The organism is Limnohabitans curvus (assembly GCF_003063475.1).
GTDB lineage: Bacteria > Pseudomonadota > Gammaproteobacteria > Burkholderiales > Burkholderiaceae_C > Limnohabitans > Limnohabitans curvus.
Genome location: NZ_NESP01000002.1, coordinates 1 through 17571, shown reverse-complemented (window position 1 = coordinate 17571; position 17571 = coordinate 1). Strand labels below are relative to the sequence as shown.

Annotated in this window: 16 protein-coding genes and 1 pseudogene; 10 read left to right on the top strand and 7 right to left on the bottom strand. The window is 49.2% G+C overall.

What is annotated here, in order from left to right; translation table 11 throughout:
- Positions 1-11: 11 nt before the first annotated feature.
- The 5 genes and pseudogenes from B9Z44_RS15080 (at position 12) to B9Z44_RS14345 (ending at position 3302) form a co-directional block, all read left to right on the top strand.
- On the top strand, positions 12-197 hold the full coding sequence (locus B9Z44_RS15080) for a hypothetical protein (protein WP_146180632.1): 186 nt from the start codon (positions 12-14) through the stop codon (positions 195-197).
- A 253-nt stretch (positions 198-450) separates the two neighbouring features.
- Positions 451-720, top strand: a complete 270-nt coding sequence (locus B9Z44_RS14355; RefSeq protein ID WP_108402948.1) for a hypothetical protein — start codon at positions 451-453, stop codon at positions 718-720.
- Entirely contained in the window at positions 717-944 is a 228-nt protein-coding gene (locus tag B9Z44_RS15075; RefSeq protein ID WP_146180631.1) for a hypothetical protein, read from the top strand. Before B9Z44_RS14355 ends, B9Z44_RS15075 begins: the two co-directional genes overlap by 4 nt.
- Positions 945-1039: 95 nt before the next feature.
- Entirely contained in the window at positions 1040-2602 is a 1563-nt protein-coding gene (locus B9Z44_RS14350) for a DUF5666 domain-containing protein (protein WP_108402947.1), read from the top strand.
- A gap of 176 nt (positions 2603-2778) precedes the next feature.
- Positions 2779-3302 (top strand): annotated as a pseudogene (locus B9Z44_RS14345) (MarR family transcriptional regulator).
- A gap of 928 nt (positions 3303-4230) precedes the next feature.
- Here B9Z44_RS14345 and B9Z44_RS14335 read toward each other — a convergent pair.
- Positions 4231-5424 (bottom strand): hypothetical protein, encoded by a 1194-nt coding sequence (locus B9Z44_RS14335; RefSeq protein WP_108402945.1) that lies wholly within the window; start codon positions 5422-5424, stop codon positions 4231-4233.
- A 692-nt stretch (positions 5425-6116) separates the two neighbouring features.
- On the opposite strand from B9Z44_RS14335, the gene B9Z44_RS14330 reads away from it, so the two are divergent.
- A complete protein-coding gene (locus tag B9Z44_RS14330; RefSeq protein WP_108402944.1) occupies positions 6117-6647 on the top strand; it encodes an outer membrane beta-barrel protein in 531 nt (176 codons plus the stop codon).
- A gap of 501 nt (positions 6648-7148) precedes the next feature.
- Here the strand turns inward: B9Z44_RS14330 and B9Z44_RS14325 are convergent.
- From B9Z44_RS14325 to kynB, 5 genes are all read right to left on the bottom strand, one after another.
- Positions 7149-7604, bottom strand: coding sequence for a hypothetical protein (locus B9Z44_RS14325; protein ID WP_170108516.1), 456 nt, complete (start codon positions 7602-7604; stop codon positions 7149-7151).
- Between the two features lie 96 nt (positions 7605-7700).
- Positions 7701-8102 (bottom strand): hypothetical protein, encoded by a 402-nt coding sequence (locus B9Z44_RS14320; protein WP_146180629.1) that lies wholly within the window; start codon positions 8100-8102, stop codon positions 7701-7703.
- Between the two features lie 129 nt (positions 8103-8231).
- Positions 8232-9095, bottom strand: coding sequence for a tryptophan 2,3-dioxygenase (kynA, locus tag B9Z44_RS14315; RefSeq protein ID WP_108402941.1), 864 nt, complete (start codon positions 9093-9095; stop codon positions 8232-8234).
- A gap of 23 nt (positions 9096-9118) precedes the next feature.
- Positions 9119-10405 (bottom strand): kynureninase, encoded by a 1287-nt coding sequence (kynU, locus tag B9Z44_RS14310; RefSeq protein ID WP_108402940.1) that lies wholly within the window; start codon positions 10403-10405, stop codon positions 9119-9121.
- A 16-nt stretch (positions 10406-10421) separates the two neighbouring features.
- A complete protein-coding gene (kynB, locus tag B9Z44_RS14305; protein WP_108403060.1) occupies positions 10422-11048 on the bottom strand; it encodes an arylformamidase in 627 nt (208 codons plus the stop codon).
- A 97-nt stretch (positions 11049-11145) separates the two neighbouring features.
- Here kynB and B9Z44_RS14300 point away from each other — a divergent pair, with 97 nt between their 5' ends.
- From B9Z44_RS14300 to B9Z44_RS14285, 4 genes are read left to right on the top strand one after another with little or no spacing between them, the layout of a single operon-like run.
- On the top strand, positions 11146-12360 hold the full coding sequence (locus B9Z44_RS14300) for an acyl-CoA dehydrogenase (protein ID WP_108402939.1): 1215 nt from the start codon (positions 11146-11148) through the stop codon (positions 12358-12360).
- A gap of 3 nt (positions 12361-12363) precedes the next feature.
- The gene (locus tag B9Z44_RS14295; RefSeq protein WP_108402938.1) at positions 12364-14412 is read left to right on the top strand and encodes a 3-hydroxyacyl-CoA dehydrogenase NAD-binding domain-containing protein; all 2049 of its coding nucleotides are present in this window, start codon (positions 12364-12366) and stop codon (positions 14410-14412) included.
- Positions 14409-15614, top strand: coding sequence for a 3-oxoadipyl-CoA thiolase (gene pcaF / locus B9Z44_RS14290; RefSeq protein ID WP_108402937.1), 1206 nt, complete (start codon positions 14409-14411; stop codon positions 15612-15614). Before B9Z44_RS14295 ends, pcaF begins: the two co-directional genes overlap by 4 nt.
- 8 nt (positions 15615-15622) lie before the next feature.
- On the top strand, positions 15623-16063 hold the full coding sequence (locus B9Z44_RS14285) for an acyl-CoA thioesterase (protein ID WP_108402936.1): 441 nt from the start codon (positions 15623-15625) through the stop codon (positions 16061-16063).
- A 76-nt stretch (positions 16064-16139) separates the two neighbouring features.
- On the opposite strand, the gene B9Z44_RS15070 is transcribed toward B9Z44_RS14285, so the two are convergent.
- Positions 16140-17571, bottom strand: a 1432-nt coding sequence (locus tag B9Z44_RS15070) for an NHL repeat-containing protein (RefSeq protein ID WP_483868533.1), incomplete at its 5' end; no start/stop codon positions are given.

Genomic DNA, 17571 nt, shown 5'->3' with positions numbered 1-17571 from the left:
TGGAGAGTTGAATGTCTTCTAAAGCGCAATTCAATATTTGGGTCGCTGAAGATCCAACACAGTCAGGTACTGCGTTTGCATTCCATTCTGACCGCGACGACTTCCCTCTTTTTGTTCAAGAGTGGCGCGAAGAAATGCTTTCAAGCTACAACGCCCCTATCCGCCTCATTAAGCGTGAGCTAGGGCGCGAATGCTAGATCGCTGGGATCGATTCAAAAGCTTTTTGTGCCAAGTTGTAGAAACCGCATGTAGTTGTGGCGAAACCATTTACATAGAGCACGGACGGTTTGACTTAAATCGAGCCGATGGCAAGCGCCCGCACTACCGGGAGTCCGCCCCCAACACCTGGGCCCTTCGCTGTCGCAAATGTTCCGGTTGGCTGGGTGAAACGTGCGCTGTTGCATCGTTTGAATCTCACTCTCTATCCAGCAACATTTAACGGAGGTCACCATGTCACTCACCGCTCTAGAGGTTCGCTCACACTTTGCAATGGCTGTAGTTACTCGGTTCATCTATGGTGATGAGGTCGGTGAAGAGAAAGAGGCTGACGTGTACTTCGAGGTCTTCGATTTGGGCCTCCAAAGCTTTGCCCTGGGTGACCCAACCCTTCCCTTCTTGTTTCGCGATGTTGCGTTTCTCGTAAGGGTGTGGAAGGATGGATTTGCTATGGGCTTGAAAACCCTATTCAGCAATCAACACAGACAGTTTCTGAAGAAATGAATGCTGAAACACTTCATTCAATCTTGATGCAGAAGAACGTCTACGGCCTGGATGGGTTCCACCTTTCTGCTGATGAGCATGGCGTATGTGTGACAAATCCTTATGGTGTCGATTGCATGCTCTTACCAATGACGGTTGGGGGGTGCGGACAAGCACTTGCATTGGTGGCCAAAACGAAAGATCGAAAGCGTGATTGGGCCTTTTATAAATCCTGGTTGTGTTGATATCCACTTTGGCGCATGGGCTGTCGCTGCTGCCCTTAAGACTGTCTTAATCTGAGGATTGCAAACTTTCTCCATTCGTTGTTGATGGAGTTGGCATGTCACGTTCTGTTTTAAAACCAAAAGCCCTTGCCTTTTTACTAGTCGCCACCGTTTTTCTAAGCGCATGTGGTGGAGGCGGTGGCGGAGGTGACAGCGATCACAGCGATGCCGACTGGTCCACCAACCCAGCGGGTGCGGCAACATTCAATGGCGCAGCTGCCGCCTATCAGGGCTCCATCAGCGGTTTAGGCTCCATCGTGGTCAATGGCGTTCGCTTTGAAACCACGGACTCTGTGGTGTACGACAGCGATGACTTCAGCACCAACTACGACAGCAACACATCGACCTTCAGTAGCCCACTGTCACTGGGCATGACCGTCGCATTGTTTGGCGATGTCGACGATACGCAAAGCCTAGGACGCGCGGCTCGCATTCGTGTGGTCGGCGGCGTGCGGGGCACGATGAGCGCCATCACCTCTTCCGCCATTACCCTGCCAACGCAAGTCATTCAAATCAACTCTGCCACGACCTACGGCGGCACTTCCGATGGCACCTTGATTGCCGCAGCAGCGGTGACAACTTATGCCGACTTGGCAGCGCTCGTCAACACCCATCCATTGCTGACTGTGTATGGCCTTGCCCAGCCAGACGGCAGCTTTTGGGCTACCCGCGTTGTAGTTACAAATGCGGCAACACATGCGTTAGATGTGGCCGTGCGCGGCACCATCACATCCATCACAGGGAGCACCTACACAGTTCAAACGGGCCCAGCTTCGAGCATCACGGTGGACTGCAGTGCTTGCACGATTCAGCCCATAGGCAATACGCCCGTAGTAGGCGATGCGATTCGTGCATTGGCTCCACTCAGCACAGACTGGGATGGCACGACCCTGACAGCCACACGTTTGCAATTGGTCAACGCCGCTTATCTCACCCGTTTCAATGGCGCCCCCAGTGCCTCGACTTACGTCAAGATCAAAGGTGTTGCTACTCAAACGAACGGCAATTGGTATGTGGGAGGTGTTCAGGTCAGTGGCGCCACATTGACGGCCAACACGCTTTACGAAATCAAAGGCACATGGTCAGGCTCGACATTGGTAGCGTCTCGGGTAGAAATCGAAGGCCAACGTAGCTTTACCAACGGCTACAACCAGGCTGTTACTTATTCCAACGAGTTTTATGGCGCTGTCAGCAACTTGAGTGGCAACACCTTCACTGTTCAAGGGGTGAATGTGAACGCAAGCTCTGCCTACTTTCCCAGTGGCTCCATTGCTAACCTCAGCAATGGCACTTTTGTGGAAGTCAAAGGCGTCTATCAGAGCGGCACCTTGAACGCGACAAAAGTCGAGATCAAATACGCATCCAACAGCAACGCCAGCTCGGGCCGTGTGTTTGAAATGTATGGTCAAGTCGGTGGCTGGTCTGGCATTAACAGCACCTTCAACTTGACGCGTTTGGGTGTGACCTACACCGCACAAACTTCAGCCAACACCCGATTCAAATATGGCACGCCCAGCAACGGCAGCTATGTGGAAGTCAAAGGCTATATGGACGCCAACAATGTCTTCCAAGTCATCAAGCTAGAGCTGAAAAACGGCTATCACGACTACGACGATTGACGCTTTATCCATGTCCATACCTCAAAGGGGGCTCTCAAGGACGTGGAGCCAATAACCTCGCGTGCGTCCGTCATGCGCTGTACGACTGGTGCTGAAAGTCATTCAAGTTTGTATATTTTGAACACCCCTAATCGACCTGCAACCCAATGGCCATGCGGGTTTAGTAAGGAAATGTATTGAATTCGACACCTCATCAAGACTGGCGACAGGCACATTTAGGACGTTTGCTTGGTCACGCCATGCGTCGCTTTGACGAGCGCGTGTTGCATCTCATGGCGCACAACGTCGATGTGCCGTTGGCACTATCAAACCTCGCCGCCCGCGCCCAAGTAAGCGCCGCACACATTCACATCACACGCCACTCAGCCTTGAAGGCTCGCGCTTAATCGACCTCGACCAAAGTGCCGGCATGACCAAACAAGCCATGGGCGACTTGGTGACTCAATGTGAAGCATGGGGCTTGGTTCAGCGCGCACCAGACCCAAGTGACGCCCGCGCGCGGCGCATTGTGTTCACCGACACGGGCCTTGCTTGGCTGCGCGCTTTTGAGCAAGCCGTGGCGCAAACCGAGGCGGAGTTTCGTCAAGAAGTGGCAAACGACGTGGCCACGGTGATTTCTTTGGGGTTGGAGGCCTATGCGGGGGCTTACACAGACACAAAATTTGCCCTTACTTCTCGGGCTGCTGCGGAACGTCACTGAACATCCCGCACCAGTTTCCATAATTTGTTGATTTTCATAGGAACTCTAAGACTTGCGTCAAAGTTTTGCCATTCATACGTTATTTGCATCAATAGAGAAGCAAGTTTTCTAGGGCATCAAAATTAGCCCGATTGCTGCAACGACCAGTATGCAGCGATTGCAGTCGGCAGACGCAGCAAGACATGACAACAGTAATGCTACTAAGCGGCTCTTCGTTTTGGTGGCTGGGGCTACATTGAGTGGCGGCTATGCGGGGTACTGCAGTCCTAGGCAGTGAACTACACGACAAACGCGAATTTACCGACCGTACTTCGACTGCCTGTACTGGCGGTTTCAACCCCCCAGCGGACATTAAGCCTCACTAATTCGCTGTCGGCAAGCGGGCTTTCAGCGTTCGAATATAGCGAGAATGGAACAACTCTAGCTATAAATCATTATGGAGGTGCTGATCGTCGAGAACCTCCACGAAGGCAAAGGTAATCGTCGGCTATGGTCGGTTTAGCTATCCGCTGTCTTGTGTTGCGCCGCCAAGTCGGGGGGCGGGTGCAGCCTTCCTCGCGCCTTTGCCTTGGCATAGGCAAGCTTGCCCACTGTCTGCTGCTTTTTGGCATCACCGGCGGAGGTGAAGTCAACCAGTGTATGTGCGGAATTGTCGGAAATTGGGTCGGCGTAGGAGGCAAGACCGAGATTCGCGAATTCTTGTATTGAAACGCCCCACGTTCCACCTCCCTCATTCAGTTGCTTTCGCTGGAGATATCTCTCGTAAGCCTCACGGGGGGACAGAAGGCTCTCTCTGTCTGCAGATAAGTGGCCCGCATCCTTCTCGGTGGGCGTAAATGACCGCGCCGAAGGGCGACCCTCGGTGATTTGGCTCGGATGAACCTGTCTTGTCAGAAGCTCAGCGCTTGCGGGAAGGAGGGATGCGTCGTTAATTGGCATCTGGCATTTCTTCGTCCGACGACATCGCGTTGATGAACGTCATGAACTGAGACATGAGTACAGTGCTCTGCAAGTCGATCACCATGTTGATGTCGTCGGCAGTGTCTGTATTCACAGCATTTAGGGTCACTTGCGAGCCTGTCTCGTTAACTTCGGCACTCGCCTCCCATGCACCAATCGACCACTCGGCTGCAATTCCTCCGCTCGGAAGCGGATAGAGGTGTGGGAGTGGAACGGGCTGCATGGATACATCTACCAAGAGGCACCGCATTGCTTCGATTGCTGCCGTCGATGGGACAGGGTTCTCGTCGTCGTACCAGCCTGCTGGAGTTGCTCGTATATCTTCCAGCCGGGACTCAAACGGCTGTGTCGCGCCACCTTCGCTGTAGATGACGTTCACTGAAAGAAGGCGGCGTAGGCGCTCGTTCTTGTCGTACAGACCTGTGCCGACCAGTCGCACGTTTTCGGAAGCGCGGTTGTAAGCTTTCTTGAACTCGAACTCCGTTGACGGTTGGAAATCGAAACTCCCACCGTTTACGTCGAGCACATGAATTGCGCCTTGCGCAACAACGCCGCCGTTCAGCACGAACAGCGCATCGACCGCGTTCTCATACGTGGTCTCTCTAGAAAGGACAATCTTCTTCCGAATGAAGGTGTCGTAGCGAACAGCCTTGGCACCACCAAATCCCAATTCGATGAACTCATCTTCATGCAGGCTTTGACCGAACGAATTGAAGAGCCCCGCGAGTTCGACCGGAAACTCTTGAGGTACGCTACCAGTCGATCCCACTGAGTCGATTAGATTGTCAATGTAGTCTCGCGCATCATCAAAGTCTGGATAAGGAGACTGATCGAATGATGACTGATTGGCAGCAAACTGCAACGGTTGCTGCGAGGCCACAGGGCGCAAGCGCGGCATGTACGCGACCGCACTGCTGCCACCTTCAATATGTGCCAGCCCGATCTGAAACGAATCTTCAAATCCTTTTGGGACTCGAACGCGCTCGCCCATTCTTCTCCTGAAGAGCATTTTCGCCACTTCCACCACCAGCTTGCGATACGCTGCGAGGTCAGGTAAGACCTCCAGCGGAATCGTATGAGAGTCGAAGCGGCCTCCGGCGAACCGAAAGCGAGCAAACGCATCTTCGGCAGCAGCTTCAGAGTTGATGGGAGTGTTGGGCACGCTGAAATGTACTTTGGGAAAAGGTCTCGGAACTAATCAACATTTAGCATTATTTTACTCCCCAACAGGGAAAACGATACCGGGAATCGAAGCTTCCCTTCGAGGTACCCCGGAGCTACACGTATCGACAACTAACAACTTTGGTTTTGAATTAGGACCTTGGAGACCTTAATGTGGATAGGGCCGGATGGTGCGCTGCGCGGGGCTATGTAGATGGGATTGAAGCACTTGCAGACGGACTCAACGTTTATTGGCGACGTCTCGGTTGACTTTCTACAGAGCCGCCAGACCCGGTTGTTTGGGCATGTGGATAAGTATGGCATATCTCCATTTAAGGTTCAACAACTGCTCCGACGTGGACGACTAGCGGAACCACAGCCCCGCGCAAAGCTGACAGTCTAAAACTTACTGAAACTGGCTGCTTGATATAAATCGAGGATGGAGTGGCAAGTTTTCTCAAATTACGAACTTGAATGACTTTCAGCAGCTGGGTACCAGTCTCGGCGCAGCCTTAACGTACCTTTAATTTGGGGGTTTGAGACGGTCCCCTTTATATGACATCACTAGAAACAGAATTGAATGGACCAAATGCAAGTGTTGTTTTTAGACGAAAAGCAATAGATAGTATACAAATGATGTATCATCCGCATGGCTCTAAGTAGAGCTTAAATACTAACTCTGAAAGAAAGAAAATGAAAACTACCAAAATTGTATTAGGTACGCTCTTCTCACTGTGTGTTACCGGCACAGCGCTCGCTGACTCTTACAAGAATGATTCTGGTTACTATGCCGAGCTCGGTTATACCCCTTTGTCGTTGGGTGACTCCACTGCAACAGTTAAACCAAAACTGGCACGTTTTGGTGTTGGCAAGAATGTTCATGAGAACCTCGCTGTAGAAGCTATGTATGCAACCACTGTGTCCAAGGACACATATCAAGGCGCGGATGTCACATCTAGTGGATATGGCCTCTTTCTTAAGCCCAAAATGGAAATTGCCAAGAACACTGAACTCTTTGGCCGCCTTGGCTGGTTCAAAACAAACCTTAAGGTTAGCGCATCTGGTCTTTCCGCAGCGGATTCAGGATCTGACTTCAGTTACGGTTTAGGTGTTCAAACTAAGTTGACAGATACTTTGTATGGTCAGGTGGACTATATGAATTTCTATCACAAAGATGGCATCACCTCCAAAGCTTTGAGCTTCTCAATCGGTGCGCGTTTCTAAATTCTGAGAACCGATCACGATTACCAGCACATGTAGCCTTGAGGCAATGAGCTGGAAGAAAACTCCTATCGGGAAAACAGCTTGGGATGTCTACCGGCTTTTCTAACGCACCGGTAATGAAAAGCATGAAGTCTCGTGTTCTCGATATTTGCTCCTCTCAAGTCATGGCTTGAGGGGCGCTTCAAAATGTCGAATGGCCCATCACATAGCCATGACGCATTAGGTCACCAAACAAAACTCCTTCGTCCAGGACATGTCGATGGCGGTGGTCGTATGGAAACCTTTTTCCTGCATGCTTGAAATGTGAACCGAGAGGTTTCACACCATGGGCATTGTCGAAACCAATGAGTCGAGTGTTGTCCGACACATGCAGTGCCAGTCTGTACCTGATGCCGTGCAAACGTTCCGCTGTCACACTCACACTCGACACGTCCATCCTGACCCGGTAGCCGGCATCATTCTGGACCTCAATATTTCCATCCTCAATGGACCAGTGTCAACTTAACTATGAACAATTGCCGTAGGCTTGCGATGTATCTTGATATCTTCTATCAAGCTCAAAAGTCTTGCAGGGGTAACTTGCTCGACCACGGCCTCATATATTTCAACAACCGTGAGAATTCCCGCTCTTTGCTCCATCTCTAGATTCACGCATATACCCTCATTCATTAACTGCTCATAAACAGTAAAGAGGTATGCGCGTGCATTCAGACAACATTGATGCAATGTGTCCTCAACTCGGAGGATCTTCAATCCTAAACATGCTGCCGTGTAGAGATTGCCTACATCATCATCTGTATAGGTACCGCTTGCGAGTGCCTCAAACGCAATCCTCAATGGCAAAATAACGTCAACTTTTTCATCTGGCTCAAATCGACGAGAGCTAGATAATGCGGAGTACATAGCCAACGGATTTGCACTACGTCGCTGCCGGCTGGGGACTTTTCTATGCTTCATGTAGTTTCAATGAGAAGTAACAATGCACGCAGATGACCGTTGCGACACCGAGCTCAGCAAACAACCAAAAGTAATCTGCACCGATCAAAAAGCATTTCAACCATCTATATTACGAGTCTTGTTTTGATGGAAAACAGCCATCACTTCTTGCCAAGTGCGCAACGTGACCCTTTGATCCCCTTTTACTGAAACACCTTCAGCCACCAACGCAAGTGTTTGTGCATACTTATTTGCTTCACGTGAGGACTCCTCTGCTTGCAAAAACCCCCGCTCACCGAACGCTTCGAGACGTCGTTCAGATGTTTTGTAAAAAAACGCCCGCGCCGCTCTAGATTTGGCCATCCTCTGAGCAATGGGCAACAGCGAAATAGCCACCGCTTGCATTTCATCGGTAACTACCAATACGTTGACCGTACCTGCACTGGGAAGACGCAATGTTTCAACTTCGTAAATACTGCCATCGTCAGTCGTGACTTGTTTTCTGTCACCATGACTCATCATGGTCTCCATTATGTTCAAGTGAGTGTTCCTTAACAGCATAGATGCCTCACATCTACAAGAGTCAAAACTGTTAAGACCGCGTGTATTCACTCCACACAACGAATACAGCGTCTTAGAGAAAAAGGCTTAGAGATGTGTTCGTACTGACCAAATCTCAGGGAACAGCACAACGTCCAGCATTTTTCTCAAATAACTAATGCCCCCAGTTCCCCCAGTACCACGCTTAAATCCTATAACACGTTCTACCGTGGTCACATGACGGAATCGCCATAAACGGAAAGCATCTTCGACATCCACCAACTTCTCACCTAACTGGTATAGCGCCCAGTATTTCGTTGGGTCTTTATAAACAACAAGCCACGCTTGTTCCACTTCCTCGTTTCGACTGTATGCACCACGCCAATCACGATTCAGATGTGTCTCAGGAATGTGTAATCCTTGCTTAGCCATTAAGCGCAAACTCTCGTCATACAGAGACGGGGCTTCATAAGCTTGAGTCACCCAATCAAGTAGGTTCTCTTTATGAGCATGAGGCTGCAACATGGCTGCATTCTTATTGCCCAAGCTAAACTCAATGCATCGGTATTGCCAACTCTGGAATCCACTCGATTGCATCAAATGTGGGCGAAACGCTGTGTACTCCGAGGGAGTCATCGTACTCAACACGTCCCAAGCGTGAACAAGTTGCTCCATGATTCTAGAAACGCGAGCAAGTTTCTTAAAAGCTGGCGATAAGTTTTCATTCCGTACATCACTTATTGCCTCACGAAGTTCAGCAAGCAGCAATTTCATCCAGAGCTCACTCACTTGATGCATCACGATAAACAGCATCTCATCGTGTTCTTCGGATTGTGGATTCTGCGCGGACAACACTTTGTCCAGCTGAAGATAGTCCCCGTAGCTCATCTTCCCACTGAAATCTAATTGGGCAGCCTCTTCTAAAACGATGCGCTCTCCATTAGAAGTTGCATGCATTGGGCATCCTGTCATGGTTAGTCTCCTTGAATTTAAAGTTAAGTTACTGCGTTCTTATGTGCAAATCGAGGGTCGCGCCACTCTTCGGTTTGCATCACTTTGTGAAGCTGATCTACAGCTTCCCATACGTCTGAGAAACCAAGGTAAAGAGGCGTAAATCCGAATCGCAAAATATCTGGGTACTTCCCACCATCACCAGCTCGGTAATCTCCTAAAACACCTCGAGCAATAAGAGCCTGAACAATTTCGTAGGCCCCTTCTTTGGCAATAAGGCTGACCTGAGACCCCCTCTCATCAGGCTTGCGAGGTGTCACGATCGAAATACCGTATGGTGATAGGCGTTCATCTACCAAACGCATAAACAACTCAGTCAAAGCGAGTGATTTTTTCCGTAGTGCGTACATCCCACCTAGTTCTTGAGCAGCTAAAAAAACATCGACGCCACACTCCAATGCAACCAAACTTAAGATCGGTTGAGTTCCACATTGGAATCGGACAATGCTGGGTGATGGTATGTAGTCAGGAGAGAAATCAAAAGGTCTTTCATGCCCCCACCATCCTGCAAGCGGCTGCCAGAATCTACCCACATGTTTTGGATGTGCCCAAACAAATGCTGGAGCTCCGGGGCCTCCATTGAGATATTTGTAGCCACACCCAACCGCAAAGTCTGCCTTATCTGAATGGAGATCAACTGGAACAGCACCTGCACTATGTGCCAAATCCCAAATTGTCAATATTCCTTGGTCATGGGCTAACGCACTCACCGCTCGCATGTCGTGCATCGCACCCGTTCTGTAGTTGACATGCGTGAGCATCAACACGGCAACATCTTCCAAAAGCACAGAATCAAGCGCTTGCTCTTGCAGATCAAAGAGTACGAGCTCATATCCTCGTTCTTTGCATATTGCTTGCGCGATGTACAAGTCTGTCGGGAAGTTACTTCGTTCGCTGACGATTTTCTTTTTCGTCGGGGAATCCGACGCAGCAATACTCAGAGCAGCCGCCAGCACTTTGAATAAATTAATTGATGTTGTATCGGTTGCAACAACCTCTCCAGGATACGCACCAATCAATTGCGCAATCTTGTCACCGACTTTTCTTGGAAGCTCAAACCAACCCGAAGTATTCCAACTGCGAATGAGCTCATTTCCCCATTCATGCTGAATGGCCTGAGTGACTCTGCTCTGTGCCGTCTTTGGTAATGCGCCCAAAGAATTTCCATCTAAATAAACTAGGCCTTGCGGCAACTGAAACATATCCTTCAACACACACAATGGATCTTGTCGATCCATTGCTTGGCAGTCTTCGTAAATTAGCGGCTTCATAAAACTCCTCTTAAATTCACAGTTCACGCAATACAGCTCTTACAGGACTTGCATCCGCTGTCATCAACTTCAGCGGTAATGCAATCAATTCGTACTCCCCCTCTGGGACCTCATCCAAATACAAGTTCTCTAGCACTCGCATACCTTTCAGACGCAACACTTCATGACTGGGTAGGTCTTTGCTATCGCTTGGATCTACGCTTGCGCTGTCTGTTCCAATCAAACACACGCCCAAACTTGCAAGGGCAATTAGCGTCTGCGGTGCAAACGCCTTACCCTTCGGATCAAACTCATTCAGTGGGAATTTCTCATATCCCCTGACAAGAACACGGGGAGCGAGATTTCCAAATGCATGCTCTAAGTCCGTGGGTTGAATCAAAGCACCTGCATTTCTGGCATCAATCACGCTACATCTGCCTAAAAAAGGCATGAGCGCTAATTCACCTGCCGTTTTCCCATCAACGTCGTAATGCAGTGGCGCATCCGCGTGTGCACCAATGTGCGGTGAAAACGTTAGTCGACAAACATTTACTGGGCAGGAGTTCCCAATTTGAGCAACCCAGCCCTGCTCATACGCTGTGTCTCCAGGGAAAACGGGACTGAACTCGGTCACCGGCGGAGAGATATCCCAAAGTTTCTTCATGGCCATAATGTAACCCCATATAATTCTTTTATAGCCACTATGTTAATACCTTAGTCAAAATAATGTGTTTGATAATCAACACTCAAAGGAGTCCGAAATGCACACCCCCACCTTTCACTGGAACGACCCATTCTTGTTGGATCAACAACTAAGCGAAGATGAACGAATGGTGCGCGATGCCGCTTTTGCTTACTGCCAAGACAAATTAGCGCCTCGTGTCCTCAACTCATTTCGGCACGAACAAACCGATGTAGAAATCTTTCGGGAAATGGGTGAATTGGGCCTGCTTGGACCAACCATCCCCACCGAATATGGCGGTCCTGGTCTGAACTATGTTGCATATGGCCTCATCGCTCGCGAAGTCGAACGGGTAGATAGCGGTTACCGCTCGATGATGAGCGTGCAATCTTCATTGGTTATGGTCCCAATTCATGAATTCGGCACCGAAACCCAACGTCAAAAATACCTACCAAGACTTGCTAAAGGCGAATGGATTGGGTGCTTCGGACTCACAGAGCCGGATCATGGCTCTGATCCCTCGAGCATGGCTAGCCGAGCAAAAAAGGTAGATGGTGGCTACATGCTCAAGGGCAACAAAATGTGGATCACCAATAGTCCAATTGCCGATGTATTTGTTGTTTGGGCTAAAACCGACGACGGTGCTATTCGTGGCTTTATCTTGGAAAAAGGATGGGAAGGTTTAAGTGCGCCCGCCATACATGGCAAAGTTGGCTTACGAACATCAATCACCGGAGAGATCGTGATGAACGATGTATTCGTTCCAGAAGAAAACATGTTTCCGGAGGTGCGCGGCCTTAAAGGCCCCTTTACTTGCTTGAATAGCGCCCGCTATGGCATTGCTTGGGGGGCGTTAGGCGCGGCAGAAGATTGTTTTAATAGATCACGTCAGTACGTCTTAGACCGCAAACAATTTGGTCGCCCATTAGCTGCGAATCAGCTGATACAAAAGAAATTGGCAGATATGCTGACTGAGATCAGTTTAGGAATTCAGGCATGTTTGCGATTAGGCAGAATGAAAGATGATGGTCTAGCTGCCACAGGAATTACTTCCATTCTCAAGCGCAACAGCTGCGGGAAATCCTTGGACATCGCGCGAATGGCCAGGGACATGATGGGAGGTAACGGCATCTCCGACGAGTTTGGCGTTGCACGTCACTTGGTAAATCTAGAAGTGGTCAATACCTATGAAGGTACTCATGACATTCATGCACTCATCCTCGGCAGGGCAATCACGGGGATTGCCTCTTTTGGCAATGAACCGCATCTACCTCAAGGCACACAAGAGTCCTGAATTATGGTACTTATCTCGCCCGTTCAAGGCCAAGTTAAACAAGGCGTCTACGTGATCACGTTAGACAATCCGCCGGTTAATGCAATCTCTATCTCAGTTCGGCGCGGGCTCATTTCCGCAGTTAATGATTTCGAACAATCAAATGCGCAAGTAGCTGTCTTGGTTGGCTCCAATGGCACATTTATCGCAGGAGCAGATATCCATGAGTTCGCAAGGACCTCTGACGGACCTGTTTTATTGGATGTCGTTCGCGTTATAGAGAACTGCAAGAAACCCATTGTTGCCGCCCTCCAAGGTGCCGTTCTAGGGGGAGGTCTAGAAGTGGCATTGGCATGTGACGCTCGAATCGCGCATGTAGATACTGTCATAGGTCTACCAGAGGTATCTCTTGGGATTATTCCCGGTGCGGGTGGTACTCAATTGCTTCCCAGAAGAATCGGCATTTCTCGCGCTATTGACATAATCTGTGGCGCGCAACGACTTTCCGCAGAAGAAGCAAAGCATCTTAGGTTAGTTGATTCGGTGGTTTGTTCAGATATCTTAGTAGCGGCCAACCTGTTCGCGAGAAATATCGAACATAAATCTAGTGTTCGTGATGAGCTGGTCCCAAACGAAGATCCTGCCCTTATAGATCAGGCCATCAATCGATATACAAAACTAGGTAGATGTCGTCCTGCTATTGCAAAGGCGATTGATCTCATTCAAGCAGCTGCAAGACTTCCTATCGAAGAGGGGCTCGTACTCGAAAGCGCAGCTTTTCTTGAGCTAAGAAAATCTCAAGAGGCCCAAGCACTTCGGCATTTGTTCTTTGCAGAGAAAACATGCAGAAAGCCCCCGCAGACAAAAGAAGTTGCCCCCATCCCCATCAATACGGTATGCGTAATTGGCGCTGGGACGATGGGAACGGGAATTGCAATTTGTTTACTAGATGCTGAGTTTTCCGTTATGTTGTTAGAGCAAGACAAGGAAGCTTTAGATAAAGGAGAAGAACGTATCTTCAGTCACTACCAAAAACAAGTCGAGACTGGTAAATTGTCACCTGTTGAGGCAAGCAAATGTCTATCTCATCTGTTGTGCTCATTGAATTGGGAAGAACTTGCTAAAGCAGACCTAGTCATTGAAGCCGTCTATGAAGACATGCTTGTCAAGCAAGACGTTTTCAAAAAGATCGATCAATTCGCAAACCCAAATGCAATTCTGGCCACCAACACCTCCTACCTCAGTGTCGATAAGATTGCATTAGCTACCACTCGTCCAAAGCGGGTCATAGGGCTTCATTTCTTCAGTCCAGCTAACGTGATGAAGTTATTGGAGATCGTGAATGCAAAACAAACTTGTCTAGAAACTCTGCATGCTGTCATAGCCTTTGGAAACCGGCTCAACAAGTACCCAGTGGTCACGAAAGACAGTTTCGGATTCATTGGCAATAGAATTTACAACGCATATCGCACACAATGCGAATTCATGCTGGAAGACGGTGCTTGGCCTGAAGAAGTAGATGCAGCGCTTGTTGACTTTGGTATGGCTATGGGGCCATTCACGGTGGCCGATCTCTCGGGTTTAGATATCGCATGGCGTATGCGAAAAACACAACGCAAAAACCAAGAAACACGCTACGTTGATATCTTAGACACCCTATGCGAACTAGGACGTTTCGGACGTAAAACAAGCGCCGGCTATTACGACTACACCAACGGCAAAAAACAAGCCAACACCAGTGAACTCGTTCGCCAGATTATTGAGAATGCATCTCAACGCCGCAGGATCAAAAGGCGAACGTTGAATTCTAAGCACATCCAGAACCGCGCACTGCTGAGTATGGTCAACGAAGCTGCATTGCTTATGCGTGAGGGAGTTGCACAGCGTGCCTCGGATATTGATGTGGTCTTTGTGCATGGTTACGGATTTCCTCGTTGGCAAGGGGGCCCCGTCTTCTGGGCTCGGCAACAAGATCGCCAACAGCTTCAAAGCGACATCGCGGGGCTTGCAGAGCACGGTGGCAACAGTTTCGTACTCGCGGATATATCCATTCTCTTTGAGAGTTCACCATGAATCCTGAAGCCTTTGTCTGCGACGCTATTCGCACCCCTATTGGGCGTTATGGGGGCGCCTTAGCCAAAGTGAGAACCGATGATCTTGCCGCAATACCTATCCGCACACTGATGCAAAGAAACCCCAACATCGATTGGGAACAGATGTCTGATGTAATTCTTGGCTGTGCTAATCAAGCAGGTGAGGATAACCGCAACGTAGCACGTATGGCCAGTCTTCTTGCTGGCATGCCATCTAGCGTTGCTGGCGTAACAATCAATCGTTTATGTGGCTCAGGACTTGATGCAATAGGCACAGCTGCACGCGCTATTAAATCTGGGGAAGCGCAACTAATCATTGCAGGCGGCGTAGAGAGCATGACACGGGCCCCGTATGTGATGCTTAAATCTGAGACCCCATTTGCACGTAGCAATTCTTTTTTCGATTCGACAATCGGTTGGCGATTTGTTAATAACGACATGAAGGACAAATACGGCATTGACTCCATGCCAGAGACTGCCGAGAACCTCGCTGTTCAATTCAAAATTCCTCGAGAAGAACAAGATCGTTGGGCTTTGCGCAGCCAACTGTGTGCGCTTGCAGCTCAAGCCGATGGCCATCATGCTCGAGAAATCACACCTGTACTAATTCCACAAAAAGGAGCGAATCCAATTTCTGTGGACGCGGATGAGCATCCAAGGCACACAAGTTTAGAAATCTTGTCGTCTCTTGGCCCCATTACACATAGCCAAGGAACGATAACTGCAGGAAACGCCAGCGGAATCAACGATGGTGCTTGTGCCCTACTCGTAACGAATGAGAAGAGTGCCATCAACAATGGACTAACCCCAAGAGCTCGTATTGTTGCCATGGCCGTTGCAGGCGTGGAGCCGCGTTTCATGGGCATTGGTCCCGTTCCTGCAAGCGAGAAGGTTTTTGCACTCACTGGTTTGAAAATGTCCCAAATGGATGTGGTCGAGATTAATGAAGCTTTTGCTGCTCAAACACTCGCCGTCATGCGTGGACTCGGACTGGAAAATGATGACCCGAAAATCAATTCTTGGGGTGGTGGCATTGCACTGGGACATCCACTTGGAGCGTCGGGTGCTCGTCTAGTTACAACGGCAATCAATCGACTCCATTACTCACAAAAGAGATTCGCTTTGTGTACCATGTGCATAGGCGTTGGGCAAGGCATCTCGGTTATCTTAGAACGTGTTTGACAAACAGCATGTCCATCGTTGTTACCTACAATAAGCTAGTCGAATTTGGTGATTGCGATCCCGCTCGTATCGTGTGGTTTCCAAACTACTTTAAATGGATTGATGCAGCATCGAGAAACTACTTCACCCAACGTGGCGTTCCCCCATGGCATGCAACAGAACGTGAGTTCGGAATTCTAGGAACCCCAGTCGTTGATACTCACGCACAATTTACCAACACAGCGAGCTACGGCGACGTTCTGTCGATCCACACGCGGATCACGCAATGGCGAAAAACGAGTTTTGTAATGCACTATGAGGTGATGCGTGATCATTGTTCAATCATGACCTGCATCGAAACAAGAGTCTTTGCTAAGCACGTTGGCAACACTCCTGATAGCTCACACCATCAGATTAAGGCCATTCCAGTCCCTGAATTCATCAAGCAACTCTGTGGCTTTTCACAATGAAGTCCCGCTCACAATAAAAAGAGGCAGTTAGCTTGGTGCTCAAACTGCCTCTAGATGAACCACTGTTAACCCATATTTACGGCGAGATAGGAGAAATCTTGCTAACTTTACGCCCGTAATATTCCGTCACATACAAAACCCCATTCGCATCTGTTGTGATTCCTGTGGGGGCGTCGAAAGTTGCTGCAACACCAGAACTCAGTGTAGGAGCCAGCGTAGTGACAACACCTGCCGCAGTGATCTTGCGGATCTTGTTATTTCCTTGATCCGCTACATACAGGTTTCCACTCGTGTCTTTGGTGATGCCGTATGGACTGTTGAATTTTGCATTTGTTGTCGTGCCTTCTGCAAAGCCCTGCGACGAGCCCGCGAATGTCGTCACGGTGTTTGAGGTGTCTATCTTCAGGATCAGACTGTTCGTGTAATCACTGGCATAAATGTTGCCACTCGCATCAACTACAACACCTAATACAGATGGGAAGTTGGGTAGCGGGATTGATCTGCTCAGCGCACCAGCAGACGTAATAACTGAGATGTAGCCAAACTGATCCGATACATAAAACTTGTCGGTTTGACTGTCAAAGTAAATCGCTGCAGGCGTAGTGATGTTCGAATCAATTGCGTTTATATCAATAAACGTAGACACAACACCCGCACTTGTGACCTTCTTGATTATGGTTGAGTCTGTTTGAACAATGTACAAGTTCCCACTTGCATCAAAAGTCAAGCCGACTGGTGATATCAATCCTGAGACAAAGGCTGATTGCTGGTTGCTTGTGGTTATCTTGGAGACAGTATCCCAGGCACTGGAAACGATAGGAACAATACCTGGGTCACTTCCAGAATCATCCCGCCATTGAGCAACATAAACATTTCCTTGCGCATCCACAGCAACGCCGGTGGGGGCTGGGTTATCAGTTGCCGTGCTCACCAGCGTACTTGCCCTTGATGCTGATTCAACACAAGAGACAGCCACATTTGTGACATTACTTGTCACCGAACCACTACTAGGGTTGGCTGTAACAGAACACCACCTGAAGCCCTTAGGTTGCGTCCCAACCGTCACGGCGTAGCTTGCACCACTGGCAACACTTGTAGAAAATGCGAAACTTATAGCTGAACTACCGTTACCGCTACCTAAAACGGTAAGGGGGTCTGTGTTGTTATTGTTCAACGTGACCTGCAATCCATTTGGAAGCCCAGTAATGCTTCCACTAATAGTGTAGGTACTTGCCGGAGCATTTGCACAAACGATACTCACACTGGTCACATTGGCTGTTACACCCGCGCCGCTACCAGAGTTGTTTGCGACTGAACAAACTTGTCCCGTGGGTTGCGTGCCAACTGTCACGCTATAGCTTCCATTTAGCGCTACAGGTTGCGAGAACACAAAACTGCTGTTAGAGGTCACAGTGAGCGCATCTGCTCCATTGTTTTGCAGCGTCACCTGCTGCCCGTTGGACAACCCGGATACGCTGCCTCCAATCGTGTAGCTATTGGCTGTAGCT